17 protein-coding genes are annotated in these 22,685 nt (G+C 68.8%); 7 read left to right on the top strand and 10 right to left on the bottom strand.

Annotation, left to right across the window (positions count from 1 at the left end):
* The first annotated feature begins 3 nt into the window (after positions 1 to 3).
* Entirely contained in the window at positions 4 to 369 is a 366-nt protein-coding gene (locus SROS_RS51770; RefSeq protein WP_043653914.1) for a S24 family peptidase, read from the top strand.
* Here SROS_RS51770 and SROS_RS51765 read toward each other — a convergent pair.
* Positions 336 to 881: a CGNR zinc finger domain-containing protein gene (locus SROS_RS51765; RefSeq protein WP_012894676.1), complete on the bottom strand. Its 546-nt coding sequence runs from the start codon at positions 879 to 881 to the stop codon at positions 336 to 338. The genes SROS_RS51770 and SROS_RS51765 overlap by 34 nt on opposite strands.
* A gap of 255 nt (positions 882 to 1,136) precedes the next feature.
* On the opposite strand from SROS_RS51765, the gene SROS_RS40040 reads away from it, so the two are divergent.
* Positions 1,137 to 2,330 carry an NAD(P)-dependent malic enzyme gene (locus SROS_RS40040; protein ID WP_012894675.1) on the top strand — a complete coding sequence of 398 codons (1,194 nt, stop codon included), beginning with the start codon at positions 1,137 to 1,139 and terminating at the stop codon, positions 2,328 to 2,330.
* Positions 2,331 to 2,595: 265 nt separating this feature from the next.
* Entirely contained in the window at positions 2,596 to 3,954 is a 1,359-nt protein-coding gene (locus SROS_RS40035) for an NsdA family TPR-like regulatory protein (RefSeq protein ID WP_012894674.1), read from the top strand.
* Between the two features lie 224 nt (positions 3,955 to 4,178).
* Here the strand turns inward: SROS_RS40035 and SROS_RS40030 are convergent, their stop codons facing one another.
* From SROS_RS40030 to SROS_RS40015, 4 genes are all read right to left on the bottom strand, one after another.
* Entirely contained in the window at positions 4,179 to 5,699 is a 1,521-nt protein-coding gene (locus tag SROS_RS40030) for a trypsin-like serine peptidase (RefSeq protein WP_012894673.1), read from the bottom strand.
* A 929-nt stretch (positions 5,700 to 6,628) separates the two neighbouring features.
* Positions 6,629 to 7,693: a trypsin-like serine peptidase gene (locus SROS_RS40025; protein WP_012894672.1), complete on the bottom strand. Its 1,065-nt coding sequence runs from the start codon at positions 7,691 to 7,693 to the stop codon at positions 6,629 to 6,631.
* Positions 7,694 to 7,839: 146 nt separating this feature from the next.
* On the bottom strand, positions 7,840 to 9,018 hold the full coding sequence (locus SROS_RS46640; RefSeq protein WP_012894671.1) for a trypsin-like serine peptidase: 1,179 nt from the start codon (positions 9,016 to 9,018) through the stop codon (positions 7,840 to 7,842).
* A 207-nt stretch (positions 9,019 to 9,225) separates the two neighbouring features.
* Positions 9,226 to 10,782 carry a trypsin-like serine peptidase gene (locus SROS_RS40015; protein WP_012894670.1) on the bottom strand — a complete coding sequence of 519 codons (1,557 nt, stop codon included), beginning with the start codon at positions 10,780 to 10,782 and terminating at the stop codon, positions 9,226 to 9,228.
* 811 nt (positions 10,783 to 11,593) lie between these two features.
* On the opposite strand from SROS_RS40015, the gene SROS_RS51480 reads away from it, so the two are divergent.
* Positions 11,594 to 11,887 carry an SSI family serine proteinase inhibitor gene (locus SROS_RS51480; RefSeq protein ID WP_012894669.1) on the top strand — a complete coding sequence of 98 codons (294 nt, stop codon included), beginning with the start codon at positions 11,594 to 11,596 and terminating at the stop codon, positions 11,885 to 11,887.
* Between the two features lie 110 nt (positions 11,888 to 11,997).
* On the opposite strand, the gene SROS_RS40005 is transcribed toward SROS_RS51480, so the two are convergent.
* Positions 11,998 to 13,113 carry a trypsin-like serine peptidase gene (locus tag SROS_RS40005; protein ID WP_012894668.1) on the bottom strand — a complete coding sequence of 372 codons (1,116 nt, stop codon included), beginning with the start codon at positions 13,111 to 13,113 and terminating at the stop codon, positions 11,998 to 12,000.
* Between the two features lie 317 nt (positions 13,114 to 13,430).
* On the opposite strand from SROS_RS40005, the gene SROS_RS40000 reads away from it, so the two are divergent.
* The 3 genes from SROS_RS40000 to SROS_RS39990 all read left to right on the top strand — a co-directional run bounded on the left by SROS_RS40000 (position 13,431) and on the right by SROS_RS39990 (position 16,937).
* Positions 13,431 to 14,891 (top strand): acetyl-CoA acetyltransferase, encoded by a 1,461-nt coding sequence (locus tag SROS_RS40000; RefSeq protein ID WP_012894667.1) that lies wholly within the window; start codon positions 13,431 to 13,433, stop codon positions 14,889 to 14,891.
* Positions 14,892 to 14,949: 58 nt separating this feature from the next.
* Positions 14,950 to 15,912, top strand: coding sequence for a zinc-binding dehydrogenase (locus tag SROS_RS39995; protein ID WP_012894666.1), 963 nt, complete (start codon positions 14,950 to 14,952; stop codon positions 15,910 to 15,912).
* Between the two features lie 140 nt (positions 15,913 to 16,052).
* Positions 16,053 to 16,937 (top strand): oxygenase MpaB family protein, encoded by an 885-nt coding sequence (locus SROS_RS39990; protein WP_012894665.1) that lies wholly within the window; start codon positions 16,053 to 16,055, stop codon positions 16,935 to 16,937.
* 80 nt (positions 16,938 to 17,017) lie between these two features.
* Here SROS_RS39990 and SROS_RS39985 read toward each other — a convergent pair whose 3' ends face one another.
* The 4 genes from SROS_RS39985 to SROS_RS39975 form a co-directional block, all read right to left on the bottom strand.
* Positions 17,018 to 17,749: a PadR family transcriptional regulator gene (locus SROS_RS39985; protein WP_012894664.1), complete on the bottom strand. Its 732-nt coding sequence runs from the start codon at positions 17,747 to 17,749 to the stop codon at positions 17,018 to 17,020.
* Positions 17,746 to 18,543, bottom strand: coding sequence for a DUF4097 family beta strand repeat-containing protein (locus tag SROS_RS39980; RefSeq protein WP_012894663.1), 798 nt, complete (start codon positions 18,541 to 18,543; stop codon positions 17,746 to 17,748). Before SROS_RS39980 ends, SROS_RS39985 begins: the two co-directional genes overlap by 4 nt.
* 70 nt (positions 18,544 to 18,613) lie before the next feature.
* Positions 18,614 to 18,790 carry a DUF6104 family protein gene (locus SROS_RS51475; RefSeq protein WP_012894662.1) on the bottom strand — a complete coding sequence of 59 codons (177 nt, stop codon included), beginning with the start codon at positions 18,788 to 18,790 and terminating at the stop codon, positions 18,614 to 18,616.
* Positions 18,791 to 18,857: 67 nt separating this feature from the next.
* Positions 18,858 to 22,529 (bottom strand): multifunctional oxoglutarate decarboxylase/oxoglutarate dehydrogenase thiamine pyrophosphate-binding subunit/dihydrolipoyllysine-residue succinyltransferase subunit, encoded by a 3,672-nt coding sequence (locus SROS_RS39975; RefSeq protein WP_043657944.1) that lies wholly within the window; start codon positions 22,527 to 22,529, stop codon positions 18,858 to 18,860.
* Positions 22,530 to 22,685: the final 156 nt, after the last annotated feature.

The raw sequence follows: 22,685 nt of genomic DNA, 5'->3' as shown, positions 1-22,685 counted from the left end.
AGCATGGTCCAGTACCGACCTTACTCGTCTCCGAAAAACCCGTGTGTGAGGGGGTTGTGCTCGATGAGAGTCCGTGTCGAGGGAGATTCGATGCTGCCCGCGCTGCGGTCCGGGGACTGGCTCTGGGTGCGGCGCGGCGCCCCGGTCCGGCCCGGCGACCTGGTCGTCGCCCGGCTCCCGTCCGACCCGTCGCGGCTGATCGTCAAACGGGCCGCGTGGGAGGCGGACGGGGGATGGTGGCTGGAGAGCGACAACCAGCGGGCCTCCGGCCGCCGCGACAGCTGGGACTTCGGCGCCCTGCCGCCGTCGGCGCTGGTCGGCCGGGTGATGCTGCGCTACTGGCCGTTGACCTTCCGGCGGGCCCGGTAGGCGGCCACGTTCGCCCGGCTGGCGCACCGCTCGGAGCAGTAGCGCCGGGACCGGTTGGAGGAGGTGTCGAGGTAGGCCCTGCGGCAGGGCGGCGCCTGGCAGAGGCCGAGCCGGTCCACCCCGAGGTCGGTGACCATGGTGGCCAGGCCCATCACGGCGCCCACGGCGTACTGGTCGGCCATCCGGCCGCCCTCGGTCAGGTGCATGTGCCAGCGCTCGCCGTCGTGGCCGGAGATCTGCGGCTGGACCGGATGCTGGATCAGCAGCGAGTTGAGCCGGTCGACCACGTCCTGCTCGTCGCCGCCGGCGGCGGCCTCGAACACGGTCACGAGCTCCTCGCGCAGGTCACGCAGGGCGTCGAGATCGCCCCGGGTGATGCGGCAGCCGGGGCGGTAGCGGCCGCCCTCCTCCAGGAGGGCGCGCAGCCCTTCCAGACCGGTCAGTCGTTCGGGGCTGTTGATGAGCAGCACAGCCAGCTCGGCATAAGAGGTCAGGTCCACCGGATGATCCATCGATGTAAGTGATGAACGGGGCTCTGAGTATTACACGTGCGATGAGGCCCGCACCATGTCAACGAAAGTAAGCGACCTCTGTCATCTGCGGCAGTCTCAACATGTGGCACAATCGAGCAACGGGTGACCCCCGTACCCCCTCCAGACGACCGTTCCCAGCGAGCAGGCCCCGAGCGGCTACCGAAGCCGGGCCACGCCCGCGACGGCGTCTCCGAAGGAACCATCCGTCTGTCTGACTGAACTACAGGGGTCGCTGTGGCTGTTACGCCGTCCTCCATCTCCCTCGAAGCCCTCGATCTTGATCCGGCCTTCGCCCTGCACCGCGGCGGCAAGCTGGAGACCCGATCCACCGTCCCGGTCAACGACGCCGACGACCTGGCGCTCGCCTACACCCCCGGGGTGGCCAGGGTCTGCACCGCGATCGCCGAGCAGCCCGAGCTCGTCAACGACTACACCTGGGTGTCCAACGTGGTCGCCGTCGTCTCCGACGGCACCGCCGTGCTCGGGCTCGGCGACATCGGGCCCGCGGCCGCCATGCCGGTCATGGAGGGCAAGGCCCTGCTGTTCAAGCAGTTCGCCAACGTCGACGCGGTGCCGATCTGCCTCGACTGCACCGACGTGGACGCGCTGGTCGAGACGGTGGTACGGCTCGCGCCCTCCTTCGGCGGCATCAACCTGGAGGACATCAGCGCGCCCCGCTGCTTCGAGGTCGAGGACCGGCTGCGCGAGCTCCTGGACATCCCCGTCTTCCACGACGACCAGCACGGCACCGCGATCGTCGTGCTGGCGGCGCTGCGCAACGCGGCCCGGCTGACCGGCCGCTCGCTGGGCGACCTGCGGGCCGTGGTGGCCGGCGCCGGCGCCTCCGGCGTCGCGGTCAGCCGCATCCTGCTCAACGCCGGCATCGGCGACATCGCGGTGTCCGACTCCAAGGGCCTGATCCACCAGGGTCGCGACGGGCTCAACCCGGTGAAGGAGGCGCTGGCGCGCGACACCAACAGGGCCGGTCTCCGCGGTTCCACGGAGCAGGCGCTGGCCGGCGCCGACGTGTTCGTCGGCCTGTCGGGGTCGACGGTCCCGGAGGGGGCCATCGCGTCGATGGCGCCCGGCGCGATCGTCTTCGCGCTGTCCAACCCGACTCCCGAGGTCCACCCGGAGGTCGCCAGGAGGCACGCCCGGGTGGTGGCGACCGGCCGCTCGGACTTCCCCAACCAGATCAACAACGTGCTCGCCTTCCCCGGTGTCTTCCGGGGGGCGCTCGACGTCCGTGCCACCACCGTCACCGAGAACATGAAGGTGGCCGCGGCCGAGGCGCTGGCCGCCGTCGTCGGTGACGACGACCTGTCGGCCGACTACGTGATCCCGAGCCCGTTCGACGAGCGCGTGGCCCCCGCGGTCACCGCCGCGGTCGCCGCGCAGGCCCGCGCCGACGGAGTCGCCCGCCGCTAGGCCGATCGCGCCGGCCTCCGGGCCCCGCGAAGATCTCCAGACGCTTCCGCGACGACCTCCAGGCCCGTCTGAGAAGACGCCCCTTGCCCGATCGGGCAAGGGGCGTCTTCTGGTTTTGGGAAACTCAAAAAACGGTCACGGATCGTGCTATAAAAAAAGCGCTCCGTCACCTATCTGGGCAAGAGTGTGCACGAGGGACGGATACGGGCGCAGGGGGCGCGAGCTGGTTCCAGCGTCCCCGCGGCTTCTCACGGTGAGGAGAGCGATGGAACGCGAGCCCAACCGACTGCTTCAGCGACTCATCGCTGAAGCGGGTTTCACGCACAAGGGGCTGTCCCGCAGGCTCAACGATCTCGGTGTGGTCCGGGGCCTGCCGGGTCTGAAGTATGACCACAGTTCCGTTCTGCGCTGGATCGGCGGCCAACGGCCGAGAAATCCGGTGCCGGGACTGCTCGCAGAGATTTTCGCACACCGGCTCGGCAGGACGGTCAGCTCGGAAGACCTCGGTCTGCCGGTCGTCGCGACACCTCCCGACCTCGGACAGGAGTTCACACACACGTGGCAGGAGGGGATCGCGACCGTGACGGCACTGTGGCGGGGAGATGTTGAGAGACGCAGGTTCCTGATCGACTCGACCTTCGCGATCGGGGCCGGGGCCACCGGCGCCTTGCGCTGGCTGACCCTTCCCCTGGAGGGCCGTCCCGTCGCGGGCGGCGCCCGGCGGGTGGGCATGGCCGACATCGCCGCGATCCGGGAGGTCACCCGGTCCTTCGGCGAGCTGGACAACAGGTTCGGCGGCGGCAGGGTCCGCTCGGCCGTCGTGAAATATCTGGACACGGCGGTCGCGCCGCTGCTCAGCGAGGGCTCCTACGGCGAGGGCACCGGCAGGGCGCTGGCGTCCGCCGCGGCCGAGCTGACCCGGCTGGCCGGGTGGATGGCCTACGACCTGGAGCAGCACGGTCTGGCCCAGCGCTACCTGATCCAGGCGCTGCGCCTGGCCCGGGGGGCGGGGGACCACGGGCTCGGCGGGGAGATCCTCGCCGGGATGAGCCATCAGGCCCTATATATAGGACAGCCGGCCCACGCTCTCGACCTGGCGCGGGCCGCCCAGCTGTCGGCCCGCCGCGCCGGGGTCTACGCCCTGCTGGCGGAGTCGCACGTGCTGGAGGCCCACGGCCACGCCCTGATGGACGACCGGGGAGCGTGCGCCAACTCCCTGCATGCGGCCGAGCTGGCCTTCGACCAGCGCGAGGCCGGTGAGGAGCCCGACTGGATCGCCTACTTCGACGAGGCGTACCTGTCGGCCAAGTTCGCCCACTGCTTCCGCGATCTGGGCGACGGGCCGGGCACCGTACGGCACGCGACGCGGTCGCTGGACATGGACGGGCGCTACGTCCGCGGCCGCATGTTCAACCTCTCGCTGCTGTCGGCGGGGCTGCTCGGGTGCGGCGAGCTGGAGCAGGCCTGCGTGGCGGCCGGCCAGGCGCTGGAGCTGGCCGGGGGGCTGCAGTCGGCCCGGACCCAGTCGTACGCGTCCGACCTGCGGCGGCGGCTGGACCCCTTCGCCGGCGAGCCCGCCGTGAGGGAGCTGAACGAGCGGGCCAGGGAGCTGAGCCCCGCCTGAGGCGACGTCGCGTCTCCGGGGAGTCCGGAGGGGAGGCGCTCGGCGGGAAGCGGGGTCGGCAGGACGGGGCTTTTCTACGGAGAACGCTCCGGGGAGAACGCGTCCTCAACGCGTCCTCGCGGAACACCGCGCAAAAGGCCGAGGGGCCCGGCAGATGCCGGGCCCCTCGGGTGAAGCAGGGTGAGTACGAGGTTTGGACCCCCGGACTCAGGTGATCGTCAGGACTACTTGACGATCGAGCCGGACCACACAGCGGCCGCCTTGTTGTAGATGGTGGCGGTCTCACCGTCGAAGTACGGCGAGGTGATGAGGTCGTAGCGGTTGTTCTTGTCCTGGTCGCCGAAGAGGCTGGTCACGCCGTTGACGTAGCCGAGACGCTTGGCGTTGCTGTACTTGACGAGCCACGGGCCACCGTCGGCGCCGGGGGTGAAGGAGGACTTGAGGCCAACGTGCTCCTCAACCTTCTCCGCGGCGGAGACGTACACCTTGCCCGAGGTCTTGCCGTAGGTCCACTTCGGCGTAACGCCGGTGTAGGCCTTGTTGCCGTCGGGGTGAGCGTCGGCCGGGTAGCCGAACGCGAACACCGTCTGGCCGGTCTTCTGGTTCCAGGTGAAGCCCTGGCCACCAACGGCGTTGCCGAGGGAGCCGGTGTCCTGGATGAAGCCGTCGACGACGTAGAAGGTCGTCTTGTAGTACGACTTGACGTCGGTCTTCTTCACCCAGTACTTGAGGAAGTACTTGGTGATGGTGAAGTTGCCCTTCTCGTCAATCTTGCGGTAGCCCGGGCCGGTGTAGGCCTCGTACTCCGACTTGGTGACGTAGGTGGGCTTGCCGCTCGCCCAGATGGCCTTGGCGCCGCTGACGCCCTGGCCCGTCGGGGCCTTGTCGTAGACGTCCTTGCTGACTTCCTGCAGAGCCAGGACGGCGCCGGGGTAGTTGGAGCCGACCGGGTCCTTGATGGTCTCGGCCTTGGCCCACGCGTCGGAGGTCTCGCCGCCGTGGAGGTCGACCGTCTTCTGGTACTCCTCCGCGGTGATCGCGGTGTCCTTGCTGAACTTGGCGCCGGCGAAAGCGTCGTAGGCAGCCTTGTTGACAACCTTGGGGGTGCCGCCACCGATCTGCACACCGTTGTAAACGGTCACGAACGCGTAGTCGCGGTCGCGGTCGTTGTAGACGCTGTAGTCGTAGTGGGTGTAGGCCTGCTTGCCGACGAAGATGCCGTAAGGGGTCTTGCCCTGGTAGTAAGCGGGGACGAAGACCCACTTGTCCATGACGCTGGCGTTCTTCTTGTCGTCGTAGACGCAGTGACCCGCGGTCGCAACCAGGTTGCGGTACTTCGACTGGATCGAAGTGGCGGAGCACCACTTCAGGCCACCCTCGGAGTCGACGAAGAACACCTTGCCGATGGTGCGCGGCAGGTTGATGTTCTTGATCTTCGCCGCGGTCTTCTTCTCCTCGCCGATGGGGGCGATGGTGCCGGGCTTACCGTCGGGGGTGTAGCCGCCGCCCGCGTTCAGCTTCGGCGTCGCCTTGGTCTCCCAGGTGTAGGGGACGGCCTTGGCGAGGTTGTTGGTGTGCTCGTTGGCCGCGAGCCAGAACTTGGCGACCTCGACGGCGGACGGAGCGTCCTTGGCCATCGTGTCGTAGGCCCAGTCCGGGTTGGCGTTGGCGGTACCGGCCAGACCGGCGGCCAGCATGCCGGTGGCGAGGATGGCGCCGCCGGCGGGGAGGAGGATGCGCTTCAAGGGGTAACTCCTTGGTCTGATGTGGAACGCTTCTTGCGTCCCATGCGTCAGTAAAGGGATAGCCAGAACATACAGGGCTGATCTTGAGGATCGGAAGCCGCTTTGAGGGGTAAGAACCCCAAGCGCCCGGCCGAGATCGTTCTGTGATGTTTGAACGGCTGTGGAGCGGTTGTTGCGACTGCGGGTGATGTGATGCGTTTCCGCAGATAGACATGATCCTGTTGCGAATGTGACCGATGTGGCGTGAGTGCTCCGATACGTTCAGTCACGATGATGATGTGACGCAGATCACATGAGTTCGATGGCACCGATTTGGCGATAGTCACGTCTAACGCGCACGATCCGGGACCTCCGGAGCCCTCGGAAGGCTGAAAATCAGGCCTGAGAGCCCCTGAAAACCTCCGGATCGAGGGCCGGCAAGCCCTCAGGGGGCCGGAATCGGGCCGTGCAAGGGCCTGGGAACCCGGATCCGGGGACTCGGGAGAGCCCGGGAAGCCTGAAATCGGGGGGCCGGCGAGCTCTCGGGGGCCGGAATCGAGACGCGCAAGGGCGCGGGAACCCCGATTCGGGAGTCGTTGAGCCCTCGGGGGGCCGGAAATCTGGACGCGCAAGGGCCTGGGAACCGGGATCCGGGGGCGTGCAAGGGCCCCGGAGCCTTTATTCGGGGGCCGGCAAGCCCTCAGGGAACCGGATTCGGGGGCGGCGGGAGCCGGGGAACCCCGGGATCGGGGACTCAGGAGAGCCCTGGAGCCGTGAGCCGGGGGCGGCGGGAGCCCTGGGAGCCCAACGGGCGAGGCCGTACCGGCCTGCGAGGCCGCGAGCCCCGGGAGAAGCCGTACGGGCCGGGAAACGGGTGCGGGACCCGGCGCATGCGCCGGGTCCCGCGGGTGGAGATGAGCGTCCTGACCCCCTGTGAGGGCCCGGAGGGCTTACTTGCGGACGATCGAGCCGGACCACACGTTGGCGGCCTTCTTGTAGATGTCCGCGGTCTCGCCGTCGAAGTACGGCGAGGTGATGAGGTCGTAGCGGTTGTTCTTGTCCTGGTCGCCGAAGAGGCTCGTGACGCCGTTGACGTAGCCCAGGCGCCTGCTGCTGCTGTACTGCGTCAGCCACGGGCCGCCGTCGGCGCCCGGGGTGAACGCGGCCTTGAGCCCGACGTGCTCCTCGACCTTCTCGGCCGCGGAGACGTAGACCTTGCCGGACGGCTTGCCGTACTGGTACTTGGGCGTCACGCCGCTGTAGGGCTTGTCGCCGTCGGGGTGCGGGGCGGAGGGGTAGCCGAAGGCGTAGACCGGCTTGCCGGTCGACTGGTTCCAGGTGAAGCCCTGGCCGCCGACGTTGTCACCGAGACGGCCGACGTCCTTGAGGCCGCGGTCGAAACCGATGCCGTTGTAGACCGTGACGAAGGCGTAGTCCTTGTCGTAGTCCTCGTAGACGTCGAAGTCGTAGTGCGTCCACGCCTGCTTGCCGACGTAGATGCCCCACGGCGCCTTGCCCTGGTAGTAACCCGGGACGAAGACCCACCTGTCGAGGGTCTGGCCGTTGTTGGCGGTGTCGTAGACGCAGTGGCCCGCTGTGGCGACCAGGTTGCGGTACTTCGACTGGATCGAAGTGGCTGAGCACCACTTGAACTGGCCGTTGGCGACGAAGAACACCTTGCCGATGGTCTTGGGCAGGTTGACGTTCTTGACGAGCGACGGGGTGGGGTTCTCCGCGCCGATGGGGGCGATGGTGCCGGGCCGCCCGTCGGGGGAGTAGCCGCCGCCGGCGCTCAGCCGGGGGGTCGCCGCCTCGGGGGAGTAGGCGGTGGCCTTCTTCAGGGCCACGTAGTTGGAGGCGGCCCAGAACCTGGCCACGGACAGGGCCGACGCGTTGCTGCCGGCCAGCTGGTCGGTTGCCCAGTCAGGCCTGGCCTGGGCGGTGCCGCTCAGGCCGGCGGCCAGCAGGCCGGTGGCGAGTGCGGCGCCACCGAGGGGAAGAAGAGAGTGCTTCAAAGACTTGCTCCTTGCGCTGCAACGTCTCCAGAAACCCTGGAAACTGCGGGACGACAAACAACAAACCTATGTAGGGCGCTACTGGGCAAATGCTGATCTAAGGCTCCCTTAAGGTCCATTTAAGGTGCCCATAAGGTGACTAAAGGTCAGCTCGCGTGCTGGCTGTCAGCCCACCGGTAGATGTTGTAGGTCGAGGCGATGAAGTACGGCGAGGAGATGAGGTCGAACTTGCGGTCGGTGTTGACGTCCCAGGCGAAGCTGTTGACGCCGTTGAGGTAGCCGAGACCGGTGGCGCTGTTGTAGTCGACCAGCCACGGGCCGCCGCTCGCCCCGCCGGTGAATCCGCACTTGAGCGCGATGCCCAGCTCCACCAGATAGGTGGGGGCGGTCCTCCTGGTGGTGCGGCCGCTGCACCACCTCAGCTTCTGGCCGTCGTACGGCCTGCTGCCGTCGATCTGGGGGGCGGCGGGGTAGCCGAAGGCGAGGGCGGCCTGGCCGACGCCGCGCTTGACCACCAGGCCCTGTCCGCCGACGTTGTCCTCCAGCTTTCCCACGGGTTCCATCTCGTAGGTGTTCGGGCTCTTGCCCGGCTTCCAGACGAACCCGTCGTGCACGTTGACGAAGGCGTAGTCGTAGTCGTAGTCGCCGAGGCCGACGAAGCTCTCGTGCAGGTTGAGGGAGTGTCCGACGTAGACCCCGTAGGGGGTCTCACCCTTGTCGTAGCCCGGGATGAAGATCCAGTAGTCGGCGTGCCTGCCCTGCTTGGCGTCGTAGGCGCAGTGCCCGGCCGTGGCGACCAGGCTGCGGCTCTTGGAGGCCACCGACGAGGCGGAGCACCAGAAGTCCCTGTCCCCGATCCGGAAGAACACCTTGCCCACGGTCACGGGGGATTTGACGGTGGCCGGGGAGGACTTCTTCGGGAGGGTGGGCCTGACGATCGGCGAGGTCGAGCCACTGCTGTAGTAGGTCGTCGCGTTCGCTGTCGTGGTCGTGGTCTCACCGCTCGCCGCGGCGGTGGTCGCGGTGGCGCTCCCTGTGGAGGGGGCGGCGGGTGTCGCGGTGGTGGCGCCGCTGCTGGGCTTGATCTCGGGCGTCGCCGGCGTGCCGTCCTGCGCCTGCTTGATCCTGGCCGGGCTCCAGTACTCCGCGATCCGCTTCATGTCCGCGCTCGTCTTGGTGAGCGTGATGGAGGTGATGCTCCCGGGAACCGTCGTGTTGTAGGTGCCGTCGGCGCTCGCGCCCCCGGCGAACGCGGACATGGCGAGCACACCACTGGCGACGAGGGCGCCGAGTGTGGTCGCGAACCGCCGTGCGCGGGGGGACATGAAGGCCGTTTCTTTCGGGGGATCAGGGGCTGAATGAGGACTGCAAGGAGTGATTTTTCCAGATCAACTTAGTTTTAGGCAGTCGGGGAGCTTGATCTGCTTTAACACCGTTACCTGATGAAGTTTGTCCTGCGAGGCATAAGCACTCCGTCAAAGCGTGGAAGAGCCCTGTGCCGGCGGCCCTTCCACGCTCACGACGACCGCGTCCTAGCCGGGGAGCTTCCCGGTCCAGAGGTTGGCGGCGTGCTTGTAGATGCCGTAGGTCTCACCGTTGAAGTACGGGGTGGTGACCCGGTCGTAGCGGTTGTTCTTGTCGCTGTCGACCGTCAGGCTCACGACGCCGTTGAGGTAGCCGGTCCGCTTGCTGCTCTTGTACTGCAGCAGGAACGGGCCGCCGCTGGCCCCCGGGGTGAAGGCGCACTTGATCGCCTGGTGCTCCTCGGCCTTGTACGCCGGGACGACGGGGGCGGCGCTGGTGGTGCCGTAGCACCACTTCATGGTGTGCCCGGAGTAGGGCTTGTTGCCGTCCGGGTGGGCGGCGGTCGGGTAGCCGAAGGTGAAGACCTTCTTGCCCAGCTTCTGGTTCCAGGTGAAGCCCTGGCCGCCGACGTTGTCCCCGAGACGGCCGGCGGAGGCCACGGTGGTGATGTAGTGACGGAAGATCACGTACTTCACGGACGCGGTCTTCTTGATGTACTTCACCACGTAGTAGTGGGTGATGGTGTAGTTGCCCTTGGCGTCGATCTTCTTGTAGCCCGAGCCCTTGTAGGCGTCGTACTCGGACTTGGTGACGGGCTCGACGCGGCTCTCCAGCTTGGAGCCGCTCTTGGGCCACGCCTCCTGGTCCAGCGTCTTGCCCTTGAGGGTGACCTTGTCGTCCTTCAGCCCGTAGACGTCGCCGTCGACCTTCTCCCAGGCCCACTTGTCGATCTCGGACGCGACGGCGAGGGCACCCTTGAACTGCGGGCCGACCTCGTCCTCGGAGGAGACGTTCTCGACCTTGCCGAGGCCGCCCTTCTGGGTCCACCTGTCGTAGGTCTCGAAGTCGACGGTCTTGGCGTCCTCGCGGCCCACACCGCCCTTGTCGATGTGCGCCTTGTAGGTCTTGTAGTCGACCTCCTTCTCCGCCTGCTGCTTGACGCCGTCATAGACGTTGACGAAGGCGTAGTCGTAGTCGTAGTCCTCGAAGACGGTGAAGTCGTCGTGGGTGTTGACCTTGGCGCCGACGTAGATGCCCCAGGGAGCCTTGCCCTGGTAGTAGCCGGGGATGAACACGAAGTTGTCGAACGGCTTGTTCGTGTCGGTGTCGTACACGCAGTGGCCCGCCGTGGCGACCAGGTTGCGGTACTTCGACTGCACCGAGGTGCCGGAGCACCAGCGCTCCTGGCCCTTGCCGTCAACGAAGAAGACCTTGCCCACGGTGATCGGCAGGTTCAGGTTCTTCGACTTGCCCGCGGACTTGCCGCCCTCACCGGTGGGGGCGATGGTGCCGGGCTTGCCGTCGGCGGCGGCCTTGGCGGCGCCGGTCTTCGTCAGCTTGGCGGAGACGGTGGAGTCGGAGATGTAGCTCTTCGCCGACTTGAGCTTGGAGGAGGTCCAGTAGCCCGCGATGGCCTTCGCGTTGCCGGACGAGGTGAGCGACGACGACTTGACGTCGGGCGCGGGCGCGGCCTGGGCAGCGCTTGCGAGGGGGGCGCCGATCATGGTGGTGGCCACGAGGGCACCACCGAGGGGGAGGACCAGGCGCTTGGCTCGGGTGTTCAATCTAGCTCCTTCTTTGTCACGGGCCGCTCGGGACGGCCCATGCATGCGTAAAGAGACAAGAGGAGACCGTACTAGGCAAAGAACGGTTAAAGTGCTACAAATCGGGCAGAGGGCCGGACCGATATGGGTTTGTTACCAAAACCGTGGAACCGAACTTTCAAGATCCGCGTCTGATCTACCCATGCTTGACCGGATCTGCGCCCAGGGGCATTACAAGTCCATGACCTGCGAAAACGTGGGAGTCGGTCGTTGTCGGGGCGGTGCGGGTGAGGGAGGCTGAGCGGGCACTCCGTCACCTGTGGAATCGGGGGATTTCATGCGACGACTCTTGTACGCGGCTACCGCAGGGCTCTTCGTGTTCTCCAGTACGGCGGCCGCCGCGCCGCCGCCGTTGCCGAACGGGCCCGGTCTGTCCGTCGGGCACCCGGCCTCGTCGTGGAGCGGTCCGGGCAGGCCCGGCCCCGGCGGTCCGGGTCCGAACTGGCCCGGTCCTGGCGGCCCCGGTGCTCCCGGTCCGAACTGGCCCGGCGCCGGTGCTCCCGGCCCGAACCGGCCGATTCCTGGTGGTCCGGGTCCGATCGGGCCCGGCCCCGGCGCTTCGGGTCCGAGCAGGCCGGTCCCGCCACGCCCGGTCCCGCCACGCCCGATTCCACCGCGTCCGATCCCACGTCCCCACTGGTCCGCTCCGCAGTGGCCCGCCCCGACCTGGCACGGTCCGAGCTGGCCCGGCTCCAACTGGCCCGGCCCGGGGCTGCCCGTACCGGTCAGGCCGATCGCGCAGCTGCTGCCGCCCGGCAGCACGAGGGCGTTCGTGCTGAGCGTCGCGCAGGGGGAGAGCGTGACCGCGGAGGCCCGCCACATCCTGCTCGTGTGCGACCCGCCGTACGGCACGCACTCCTCGCCGGTCGCGGCGTGTGAGTCCCTGGCCCGGGTGGGGGGCGACTTCGCCCGGCTCAGGCCGTTGCCGAACCTGATGTGCACGATGAGTTACGAACCGGTCACGGTGGCGGCGGACGGCGTCTGGAACGGGCGGACCATCCATTACCGGCAGACCTTCGGTAATTCCTGCTCGCTGGCCGGCGCGACCGGCCCGATCTTCTTGTAGGAGCCGGCGGGCTCCGTGGGCGCGGTGGCGTGGAGGGGCCCGGTCCGAAGACCGGGCCCCTCGTCGCGCCGGGCCGGCCGCATGGCCTCACGGCCGGCCGTGAGGTGCGGCTACTTGGTCCAGCGGTTGGCCGCGACCTTGTAGACCTGGTAGGTGTCCCCGTTGAAGTACGGCGAGGAGATCCTGTCGTAGCGGTCGTTCTTGTCGGTGTCCCAGGCGACGCTGTTGACGCCGTTCAGGTAGCCGGTCCGCGTGGAGCTCTTGTACTTCAGCAGCCACGGGCCGCCGCTGGCGCCCGCGGTGAAGGCGCACTTGAAGCCGACGTGCTCCTGGAGGTTGTACTTCGGAGCGGCAGGCATGGCGCCGGTCGTGCCGAAGCACCACTTCATGGTGCGGCCGGTGAAGGGCTTGTCCCCGTCGGGGTGCAGGCCGGCCGGGTAGCCGAAGGAGAAGACCTTGTTCTTGACCTTCTGGTTCCAGGCGAAGCCCTGGCCGCCGACGTTGTCGCCGAGCCGGCCGACGTCCTTGACGACCGGCTTCCACGTGCCGTCGGTGCCCTTCTCCCAGTTCACCTTGAACCCGGAGTGGACGTTGACGAAGGCGTAGTCGAAGTCGTAGTCCTCCTTCACCACGAAGTCGTCGTGGGCGTTGAACCACTTGGCCGCGTAGATGCCGTAGGGGTTCTTGCCGTCCCACGCCTGGTTGCCGTCCCAGTAGGACGGGATGAAGATCCAGTTGTCGTAGAACCGGTTGGTCTTCACGTCGTAGACGCAGTGGGCCGAGGTGGCGACCAGGTTGCGGTACTTGCTCTGGACGGAGGTGCCGGAGCAGTACTTCCAGCTCCCCGGGTCCAGGGGGTTGGCGCCGGGCAGGGTGAAGAAGACGCGGCCGACGGTGTTGGGCAGGTTGACCTGCTTGCTCTTGATCGACCGGGTGCCCTCCCCGCCGATCGGCGGGACCGCTCCCGCCCGCCCGTCGGGGCCGGCGGCGCTGGAGGCCTTGCCGCCCTTGACGCTGAGGTCGAGGTCGTCGGACGCGTCGGTGGCCTTGCGCATCCGCTCCGGCGACCAGAAGGCGGTGGCCTCGCCGGCCGTCTCCGAGGCGGCCGAACTGACCACGTCGCTGGGGGCCGTACCGGCGTCGGCACGGGTGGTGGCGCCGATCACTCCGGCGATCATGAGAACGCCGGTGAGGGGGATCGTGAGGCGCCGTGCTCGGGAATTCAATGGAGCTCCTTCCGTTCTCGGCGGGGGACGGGACATCCCCTGCCAGGAAAACGATCGGAACGTTACTGAATGGATCAAGAAGTCGGCGAGGAATTGACGGGAAAAAGTCTGAAATGGTTCCCTTCGATGCGATCTCGTTATTTAAATAGCAATTAGTTATAATTTAACCGGTAGGTATTTCTGCAGGTGGACGGGCATGCGAGCCTGTCCGGCCGGCACCCCGGACACCATCGGCAACAATGCTCGCCGACGGTTTCTGGAGTAACTCGGACACCTCCGGACTATTAAACCGAACATCGTTCTGGTTGGATGTCCGCATGAGCGTAGATCCCCGAACTCCCTGCCTCATCGGTGTCGCCCAGCACACGGTCCGCGCGCAGCCGGGGCCGGAACCGCTGGATCTGTGGGAGCTGGTCGCCCGTGAAGCCGCCGCCGACGCCGGGGCGCCCGGTGTGCTGGAGCGCCTCGACTCGATCCAGGTCGTCTACGCCGATTCCTGGCAGTACGACGACCCGGCGGCCAGGCTCGCCGAGCGCCTGGCCGCCGAACCCCGGCACCGGGCCTACTCCAGGGTGAGCGGCACCGCCCCGCAGCTGCTGATCGGTGAGGCGGCCGGCCGGATCGCTGCGGGAGAGATGGACGCCGCGCTGGTCGCCGGGGCGGAGGCGCTGGCCACGCGCAGGGCCCTCCGGAAGGCGGGGGAGCGGGTGGCGTGGAGCCACCCGGCCGTTCCCAAGCCGCCCTACGGATGGGAGCGTCCCCCGCACCCGGACGAGCTGGCCCACGAGCTGTTCCTGCCGGTCCACACCTACGCGATCATGGAAACCGCCCGGCGGGCGGCGAGCCACGAGTCCCTTGAGGAGGAGTCGGCCCACCGGGGCCGGATGATGGCCCCGATGACGCGGGTCGCCGCGGCCAACCCGCACGCCTGGCACCGGGAGGTCCGGACGCCGCGGGAGCTGGTCGTCCCCTCGGAGGACAACCGCCTCGTCGGCTGGCCGTACACCAGGCGCACCGTCGCGGTGCTGGAGGTGGACCAGGCCGCCGCCGTGATCCTGGTCGCCACCGGGCTCGCCGACCGGCTCGGCGTCCCCCGGGACAAGCGCGTCTACCTGCGGGGATGGGCGTACGCCGAGGACACCTGGGAGGTCGCGGCCCGGCCGGAGCCGGGCTCCTCCCCGGCCATGGCGGCCGCGGCCCGGCGGGCCTTCGCGCGGGCGGGGGTCGGTCTCGACGACCTCGGCGCGCTGGACGTCTACAGCTGCTTCGCGATCGCGCTGCGCTCGGCCTGCGCCGCCATGGGACTCGACCCGCTCGACGGCCGGGGGCTGACGGTCACCGGCGGCCTGCCGTACGCGGGCGGGCCGGCCAGCGACTACGTCCTGCACTCCACCGCGGCGATGGCCGGACGCCTGCGCGCGGAGCCGGGTCACGGCCTGGTCACCGGGGTCGGCATGCACCTGACCAAGCACACCTACGCGATCTGGTCCACCGAGCCGGGTGGCGCGCTCGGCGACGGTGAGCCGGTGTACACCGCCGAGCCGGTGCCGATCGTGGCCGGATACGAGGGGCCCGCCACCGTCGCCGGGTACACCGTCGCGCACGGCAGGGACGGCGCGGCCGAGCGCGGCGTCGTCGTCGCCGACCTGCCGGGCGGAGGCCGGGCGCACGCCCACCTCCGCGACCCCGGCCTGATCGCCGAGGCCGAGTCCCGGGAGCTCGTCGGCAGGAAGATCCGCCTGCGCGCCGACGGGCCGGTGAACGTCGCGACCTGGTGACACCGGCGATCCCGATCCGTGACGGGGCAGGTGGGGGGCGGGGGCGTAGGGTGCGGCCATGTTCGCCGTAACCGCCACACAGACCGATCCCGACAACCCGCTCGCCGGGCTCACGCTCGGAGAGCGCCCCGAACCCGAAGTACCCGACGGCTGGACCACCGTCACGGTGCGGGCCGCCTCGCTCAACCACCACGACCTGTGGACGCTCAAAGGCGTCGGCATCCGCCAGGACCGGCTGCCGATCGTGCTCGGCGGCGACGCCGCCGGAGTCGACGAGGACGGCAACGAGGTCATCGTGCACTCGGTGATCGGCAGCGGAGCCGACGAGACGCTCGACCCGAAGCGGTCCCTGCTGTCGGAGCAGTACGACGGCACCTTCGCCGAGCGGGTGGCCGTGCCCCGGCGCAACCTGGTGCCCAAGCCCGCCGCGCTCACTTTCGAGGAGGCGGCCTGCCTGCCCACCGCGTGGCTGACCGCCTACCGGATGCTGTTCGACAAGGCCGATCTGGAGCCGGGCTCGACCGTGCTGGTCCAGGGCGCCGGGGGCGGCGTGGCCACCGCGCTGATCACGCTGGGCCGGGCGGGCGGCTACCGGGTCTGGGCCACCAGCCGGTCGGAGGAGAAGCGGGCGCGGGCGCTCGGCCTCGGCGCCGACCAGGTCTTCGAGAACGGCGCCCGGCTGCCCGAGCGGGTCGACGCGGTGATGGAGACCGTCGGCCAGGCGACCTGGGACCACTCGCTGAAGGCGCTGCGCCCCGGCGGCCGGATCGTGGTCTCCGGGGCGACCAGCGGCGCCGTCCCCCCGGCGGACCTGAACCGGGTCTTCTTCCTGCAGCTTTCGGTGGTCGGCTCGACCATGGGCACCCGCGACCAGCTGGCCCGGCTCGCCCGGTTCCTGGAGCAGACCGGCGCCCGGCCGGTGATCGACCGGACGCTCCCGCTGACCGGGGCCCGCGAGGGGTTCGCGGCCATGCACGAGGGCGACGTGTTCGGGAAGATCGTCTTCACCGGCGCGGGCTGAGCCGGGCATGCGGGGCCGGTGGCCGGGCGGGCGTGACCGCACGCCGATGTGATCCGGGTCACGTATGTAAGTGATGAGTTACTTCTGTGCCTGCCGGGGGATGAACACCTGTGAGCGACACATTCCCCGGGAGGCCCGGCATGACCGACGCGACCGCGCGCCCCGAACTCGATCCCGAACCCTTCGGCCCCGGCGCTCTGCTCTGGGAGGGCATGGGGGACCAGCGGCTGATGCTCCTGCTCGGCGGCGCTCTCGTCATGCAGGTCATGCACCCGGCCATCGGCGCCGCCGTCGGTGATCAATCGGTCTACCGGACCGACCCCTGGGGGCGGCTGACCCGCTCGCTCACCTCGCTGCAGACCTGGGTGTACGGCGGGCCGGAGGCGATCCGGGAGGGCAGGCGCCTGCGGGAGATGCACAAGGACATCAAGGGAGTCGACGCCCAGGGGCGGAGCTATCACGCGCTGAGCGCCGAGCCGTACGCCTGGGTGCACCTGACCGCCTTCGAGCGGGCCGTCACCATGGCGAAGTACTTCGGGCAGCCCTACTCCCCGCAGGAGGAGCGACGCCTGTATGAGGAGATCATCCATCTCGGCCGGATCCTGCGGGTCCCCGAGCGGATGTTCCCCGCCACCGTCGACGACTACTGGCGCTACTTCCACGACATGGTCGACACCACCCTGGAGAGCCATCCGACGGCCCACGACGTGCTGCGCACCGCGCTCACCGTGGGGCCTCCGCCGATCATGCCCGCGCCGCTGCGAGGGCTGTGGGGTCCGCTCGGACTCACCTCAGGCCGGGTCAACCACTTCGTCACGGTCGGCACGCTGCCGCCCGCCGTGCGCCGGAAGCTGGGGCTGCCGTGGACCGCGCGCGACGAGGTGCGGCTGCGCCGGCTCGGCCGGGCGGTCGCGGCGACCGTGCCGCACCTGCCCGAGCGGGCCAGATACATGCCGATCGCCTACCGGGCCAGGCAGGTCGCACGGGCCCAGGAGCGTCTCGTCCGCGCCATGCGCGTCGCCTGACCGCCGGGGTACGGCCGGCCCGGGCGTACGGGGCGGGAGCCCCGAAAGCAGGAGGGGCGGGCGCGGGCCGTACAGCAGGATCATCGGAGCGCGTCTCGGATGCGCCGGGCGGCGTCGTAGAGCGCGTCCTGCGCGGTGGCCAGGGTCTCCTCGGTCACCTGCGCGCCCGCCGCGTCCGTGCGGAGCTCCTCGACGAATTCGGCCAGCATCTGGCCGAGCCGGGCGTCCCTGTCACGCGATCCGTGCCCGGTGAAGCTGTCGGCCCAGATGCGCTTCCAGTCGTGCTTCCACTCGTGGCTCTGGCGCTGCCACTCCTGCTTCTGCCGCTGCCATTCCTGCTTCTGGCGTTGCCACTCGGCCTTCTGCTCCCGCCAGGCCTCGCGCTGCTCGTGCCTGGCCTGGCTCTGCTCCTGCTTGGAGCCCTGGCGCACGTCGCGCGCCATCTGGGTGAGCTCCTCGCGCAGTGACTTGACCGTGTCGCGCACGTCCTCCTTGACCTCGCGGGCGATGTCGCGGACGGAGTCGGAGATCTCCTGCTCCAGGTCGGCGAGCTCGTCGAGGCGGGTGTTCAGCTCGTCGCGGCCCCGGTCGGTGATGGTGAAGACCTTCTTGCCGTCCAGGACCTCGTGGGTGACCAGGCCCTCCTCCTCCAGCCGGGCCAGGCGCGGATAGATCGTGCCGGGTGAGGGCGAGTAGACGCCGAGGAAGCGGTCCTGGAGCAGCCGGATCACCTCGTAGCCGTGGCGGGGGCTCTCCTCCAGCAGTTTGAGGAGATAGAGCCGGAGCCGTCCGTGGCCGAAGACCGGACTCATGCCTGCTCTCCCTTCAGAAGAGTGACGTCCGCCGAGACGGTGGTCGCCGACAGGGACGCCATGCCGCCGCCGATCCGGCCGGTCAGCGTCCTGGCGCCGGGCTGGTTGGAGCGGCGGAGCTCGGCGAAGGCGGTGTCGAGCCTGCCGGAGGTGGAGCGGATCGTGACATCGGTCTCGACCCCGCGCGGCAGCCGGAGCATGATCTCGCCCGAGACGCTGTTCATCGTCACGTGACCGGTCGGCGGGAGCTCCAGATCGGCGGTGATCCGGCCGGAGACGGTGGTGGCGCGGAGCCGGCGGGGCGTGCCCTGGGCCACGGTCAGTTCGCCCGAGACGCTCTTGAAGGACAGGTCGCCGACCAGGCCGCGGCTCTCCACGTCGCCGGAGACGGTGTCGGCGTGGATCTCGCCGCTCACCCCGTCGAGCACGATCTCACCGGAGACGCTCTTGACCGAGGTGCGGCTCTCGAAACCGGCGACGACGGCCGAGGCGGAGACCACTCCCGCGTTGACCGGGCAGTCCTTCGGCACGGTCAGCGTCAGCGTGGTCTCGCGACGTCCGGGGCGCAGCCAGCCGAGCAGTCCGTCCCAGGTCAGGTCCTTGTATGTGACGGTGAGCGTGCCGTCGTCCTCGTGGGTGACGATCAGTGGCGGGGTGCCGATGTCGGCGACCTCAAGGGTGGGCGGGCCGTCGCTGGCCAGCACCGCCAGCCTGCCCGCCACGATCCGGACGTTGAGTTTGCTCACGGTGTCGAAGGTGAGTTGCTCGGGTTTCTCGATGGTCCACTGCCGCATGTTCGTGACCTCCTTCTACAAGACACGATATGTCGCGTTGTAGGGGAGGTCAAGATATATCGCGACTGTTTCAGTCGTCCTCGTCGTCCAGCCGGGCCAGCCAGGTGGCCAGCCGCTCCACCGGGGTCTCGAACTCCGGGTTCAGGTCGACGAACTCGCGCAGCCGCTCGGCCAGCCACACGATGTTGACCTCCTCCTGGCCGCGGCGCTCGACGAGCTCCTCGATGCCCCGATCGGTGAAATACATCGTTCTCCTCGCAGTAACGGGGAAGTCCCCCACAGAGGCTCCTGTGGGGGACTTCCGAAGGTGGTGCCTAGCTGAAGATCTCTCCCAGCATCTGCTGCAGCTCCGCCTCGTGCGCGGAGTGCGAGCCCGTCGCGGGGGAGGAGTTCGCCTTGCGGGAGACCCGCTTGATCGGACGGCCGCCGAAGGTGTCGGGGTTCTCCGCCAGCTTCAGCGTCAGGAACGGCCACGGGCCCATGTTGACCGGCTCGTCCTGCGCCCACACCAGCTCGACGCCGTCGGCGTAGCGTCCCAGCTCGGCCGCGAGCGGGTTCATCGGGAACGGGTAGAGCCGCTCCAGACGGACGATCGCCACGTCGGTCCGGCCCTGCCTGTCACGGGCCGCCGCCAGGTCGTAGTAGATCTTGCCGGAGCAGAGCACGACCTTGCGCACCTCGGCCGGGTTGACCGTGGTGTCGCCGAGCACCGGCCGGAACGAGCCCGAGGTGAACTCGCTGACCGGCGAGACCGCCGCCTTGTGCCGCAGCAGCGACTTGGGCGTGAACACCACCAGCGGGCGGTGCCGGTTCGACTTCGTCTGCCAGCGCAGCAGGTGGAAGTAGTTCGCCGGCAGCGTCGGCTGGGCCACGGTCATGTTGTCGTAGGCGCACATCTGCAGGAAGCGCTCGATGCGGGCCGAGGAGTGATCCGGGCCCTGACCCTCGTAGCCGTGCGGCAGCAGCAGGGTGACGCCGGAACGCTGGCCCCACTTCTGCTCGCCCGCGGTGATGTACTCGTCGATCACGGACTGGGCGCCGTTGACGAAGTCACCGAACTGGGCCTCCCAGGCGACCAGGGCCTCGGGGCGCTCCACGCTGTAGCCGTACTCGAAGCCGAGCGCGGCGTACTCGCTGAGCAGCGAGTCGTAGACGTAGAACTTGGTGGTGCCCTCGTTGAACGTCTTGAGCGGGGTGTGCTCCTCGCCCGTGACGCGGTCCACCAGCACGGCGTGCCGCTGGACGAAGGTGCCGCGCCGGGAGTCCTGGCCGACCAGGCGGACCGGGTGGCCGTCGATCAGCAGCGACCCGAAGGCGAGGGTCTCGCCCATGCCCCAGTCGATGCGGTCCTCGGCGACCATCTGCCCGCGGCGCTGGATGACCGGCAGCAGGCGCGGATGGATGGTGAAGCCCTCCGGCAGGTTGAGCTGGGTGTCGACGATCCGCTTGACGGTCTCCTCGGAGATCCCCGTCGGGGTGTCCTCGTGCGACCACGGGATGACGGAGTCCACGTCGACCGGGCGGGCGAACTCGCCGGTCGACTCCTTGGACGCCGCACGGGTCTCGGCGAAGGCGTTCTCCAGCTTGGCCTGGTAGTCGCGGAGCGCGCCCTCGGCCTCCTCCACCGTGATGTCGCCCCGGCCGATCAGCGCCTCGGTGTAGAGCTTGCGGGTGGAGCGCTTGGCGTCGATCAGGTCGTACATCAGCGGCTGGGTGAAGCTCGGGTTGTCGGACTCGTTGTGGCCGCGGCGCCGGTAGCAGATCAGGTCGATGACGACGTCCTTGCGGAACGCCTGGCGGTATTCGAACGCCAGCTTTCCGACCCGGACCACGGCCTCGGGGTCGTCCCCGTTGACGTGGAGGATCGGGGCCTGGATCATCCGCGCCACGTCGGTGGCGTACACGCTGGAGCGCGAGGACGCCGGCGAGGTGGTGAAGCCGACCTGGTTGTTGACCACGATGTGGACCGTGCCGCCGGTGCGGTAGCCCCGCAGCTGCGACAGGTTCAGCGTCTCGGCCACCACGCCCTGGCCGGCGAAGGCCGCGTCGCCGTGGACGAGCACGGGCAGGACCGTGAAGCCCTCCTCGCCCCGCTCCAGCAGGTCCTGCTTGGCGCGGACCACGCCCTCAAGGACCGGGTCCACCGTCTCCAGGTGCGAGGGGTTGGCCACGACCGAGGTCTTGAGCTTGCTGCCGTCGGGTGAGACGAAGTCACCGGTGGCGCCCAGGTGGTACTTGACGTCGCCGGAACCGTGCGCCGTCCGCGGGTCGATGTTGCCCTCGAACTCGCCGAAGATCTGGCCGTAGGACTTGCCCACGATGTTGGCCAGCACGTTGAGGCGGCCGCGGTGGGCCATGCCGATGACGGACTCATCGAGGTTCTCCTCCGCGGCGGCGGAGAGCACCGAGTCGAGCAGCGGGATCAGCGACTCGCTGCCTTCGAGCGAGAAGCGCTTCTGGCCGACGAACTTGGTCTGCAGGAACGTCTCGAACGCCTCGGCGGTGTTGAGCCGCTCCAGGATGCGCAGCTGCTCCTCGCGGTCGGGCTTGGCGTGGGGACGCTCCACCCGGGCCTGGATCCAGGCGCGCTCCTCGGGGTTCTGCATGTGCATGTACTCCACGCCGATGGTGCGGCAGTAGGAGTCACGCAGCACGCCGAGGATCTCGCGCAGCCGCATCAGAGGACGGCCGCCGAAGCCGCCGGTGGCGAACTCGCGCTCCAGGTCCCACAGGGTCAGCCCGTGGGACTTGATGTCGAGGTCGGGGTGCTTGCGCTGCTTGTACTCCAGCGGGTCGGTGTCGGCCATCAGATGGCCGCGGACCCGGAAGGCATGGATCAGCTCGATGACCCTGGCCGACTTCGCCACGTCGTCGTCGTGCGTGGTCGAGATGTCCTGGACCCAGCGGACCGGCTCGTAGGGGATCCGGAGGGCTTCGAAGATCTCGTCGTAGAAGCCGTCCTCGCCCAGCAGGAGCCGGTGGACCTGGCGCAGGAAGTCACCCGACTGGGCACCCTGGATGATCCGGTGGTCATAGGTGCTGGTGAGCGTCATGACCTTGCTCACCGCGAGCCGGGAGAGCGTCTCGGGAGAGGCGCCCTGGTACTCCGCGGGGTACTCCATCGCGCCGACACCGATGATCGTGCCCTGCCCCGGCATCAGACGCGGCACCGAGTGGACGGTGCCGATCGTCCCGGGGTTGGTCAGCGAGATCGTGGTGCCGGAGAAGTCGTCGACGCCGAGCTTGCCTGCCCTGGCCTTGCGCACGACCTCCTCGTACGCCACCCAGAACTGGCGGAAGTCCATGCCCTCGGTCGCCTTGATCGACGGCACCAGGAGCTGGCGGGTGCCGTCGCTCTTGGCGACGTCGATGGCCAGGCCGAGGTTGACGTGCTCCGGCTTGACCAGCACGGGCTTGCCGTCGGCCTCGGCGTAGGAGTGGTTCATCTCCGGCAGGGCCTTGAGGGCCTTGATGACCGCGTAACCGATCAGGTGCGTGAACGAGACCTTGCCGCCGCGACCGCGGGACAGATGGTTGTTGATCACGATGCGGTTGTCGATGAGCAGCTTCGCCGGGACCGCGCGGACGCTGGTCGCCGTCGGGACCTCGAGGCTGGCCTCCATGTTGGCAGCCGTCCTGGCGGCGGCGCCGCGCAGTCGGACTTCCTCGGCACCGGCGGGCAACTGCGTCTCCTGCTTGGGCTTGTCCGCCGGGATGGCCTTGGCCTTCGGCGCGGTGGTCACCGGTGTGGCGGCCGGGGTCGCCGGAGCCGCAGCCGGGGTTGGAGTGGCGGGCGCGGCTTTGGCCGCCCCCGGGGGCGCGGCTCTGCCGGACCCGGAATCAGGGGTGTAATCAGCGAAGAAGTTCCACCAGGCGCGGTCCACAGACTCGGGATCCTGGAGGTACTTCTGGTACAGCTCGTCGACAAGCCATTCGTTTTGACCAAAGGCTGCCAGCGGGTTTGTCCGCGACGACTCAGACGACACGGCGGAAATCGCCCTCTTCCGCAGATCGGCGTTGATGATAGAGAACTTGTCCAAGGCTACTCGCCTGGACCCGGACCTGCGCCAGTCTGGCCGCAGCTCGCCGACCGATCCTCCCAGCACAGTCCAAAACGGTCACCCCCGGGGGGTCTATATGGG

This window comes from Streptosporangium roseum DSM 43021 (assembly GCF_000024865.1).
Classification (GTDB): Bacteria; Actinomycetota; Actinomycetes; order Streptosporangiales; family Streptosporangiaceae; genus Streptosporangium; species Streptosporangium roseum.
This window is presented reverse-complemented; position numbering and strand designations above follow the sequence as displayed.

What these genes read in the sequence shown, in the direction of transcription:
- SROS_RS51770 (WP_043653914.1), top strand. Translation starts at nt 4, where the DNA reads ATGGTCCAGTACCGACCTTACTCGTCTCCGAAAAACCCGTGTGTGAGG.
- SROS_RS51765 (WP_012894676.1), bottom strand. Translation starts at nt 881, where the DNA reads ATGGATCATCCGGTGGACCTGACCTCTTATGCCGAGCTGGCTGTGCTG.
- SROS_RS40035 (WP_012894674.1), top strand. Translation starts at nt 2,596, where the DNA reads ATGGAACGCGAGCCCAACCGACTGCTTCAGCGACTCATCGCTGAAGCG.
- SROS_RS46640 (WP_012894671.1), bottom strand. Translation starts at nt 9,018, where the DNA reads ATGTCCCCCCGCGCACGGCGGTTCGCGACCACACTCGGCGCCCTCGTC.
- SROS_RS40000 (WP_012894667.1), top strand. Translation starts at nt 13,431, where the DNA reads ATGAGCGTAGATCCCCGAACTCCCTGCCTCATCGGTGTCGCCCAGCAC.
- SROS_RS39995 (WP_012894666.1), top strand. Translation starts at nt 14,950, where the DNA reads ATGTTCGCCGTAACCGCCACACAGACCGATCCCGACAACCCGCTCGCC.
- SROS_RS39990 (WP_012894665.1), top strand. Translation starts at nt 16,053, where the DNA reads ATGACCGACGCGACCGCGCGCCCCGAACTCGATCCCGAACCCTTCGGC.
- SROS_RS39985 (WP_012894664.1), bottom strand. Translation starts at nt 17,749, where the DNA reads ATGAGTCCGGTCTTCGGCCACGGACGGCTCCGGCTCTATCTCCTCAAA.
- SROS_RS39980 (WP_012894663.1), bottom strand. Translation starts at nt 18,543, where the DNA reads ATGCGGCAGTGGACCATCGAGAAACCCGAGCAACTCACCTTCGACACC.
- SROS_RS51475 (WP_012894662.1), bottom strand. Translation starts at nt 18,790, where the DNA reads ATGTATTTCACCGATCGGGGCATCGAGGAGCTCGTCGAGCGCCGCGGC.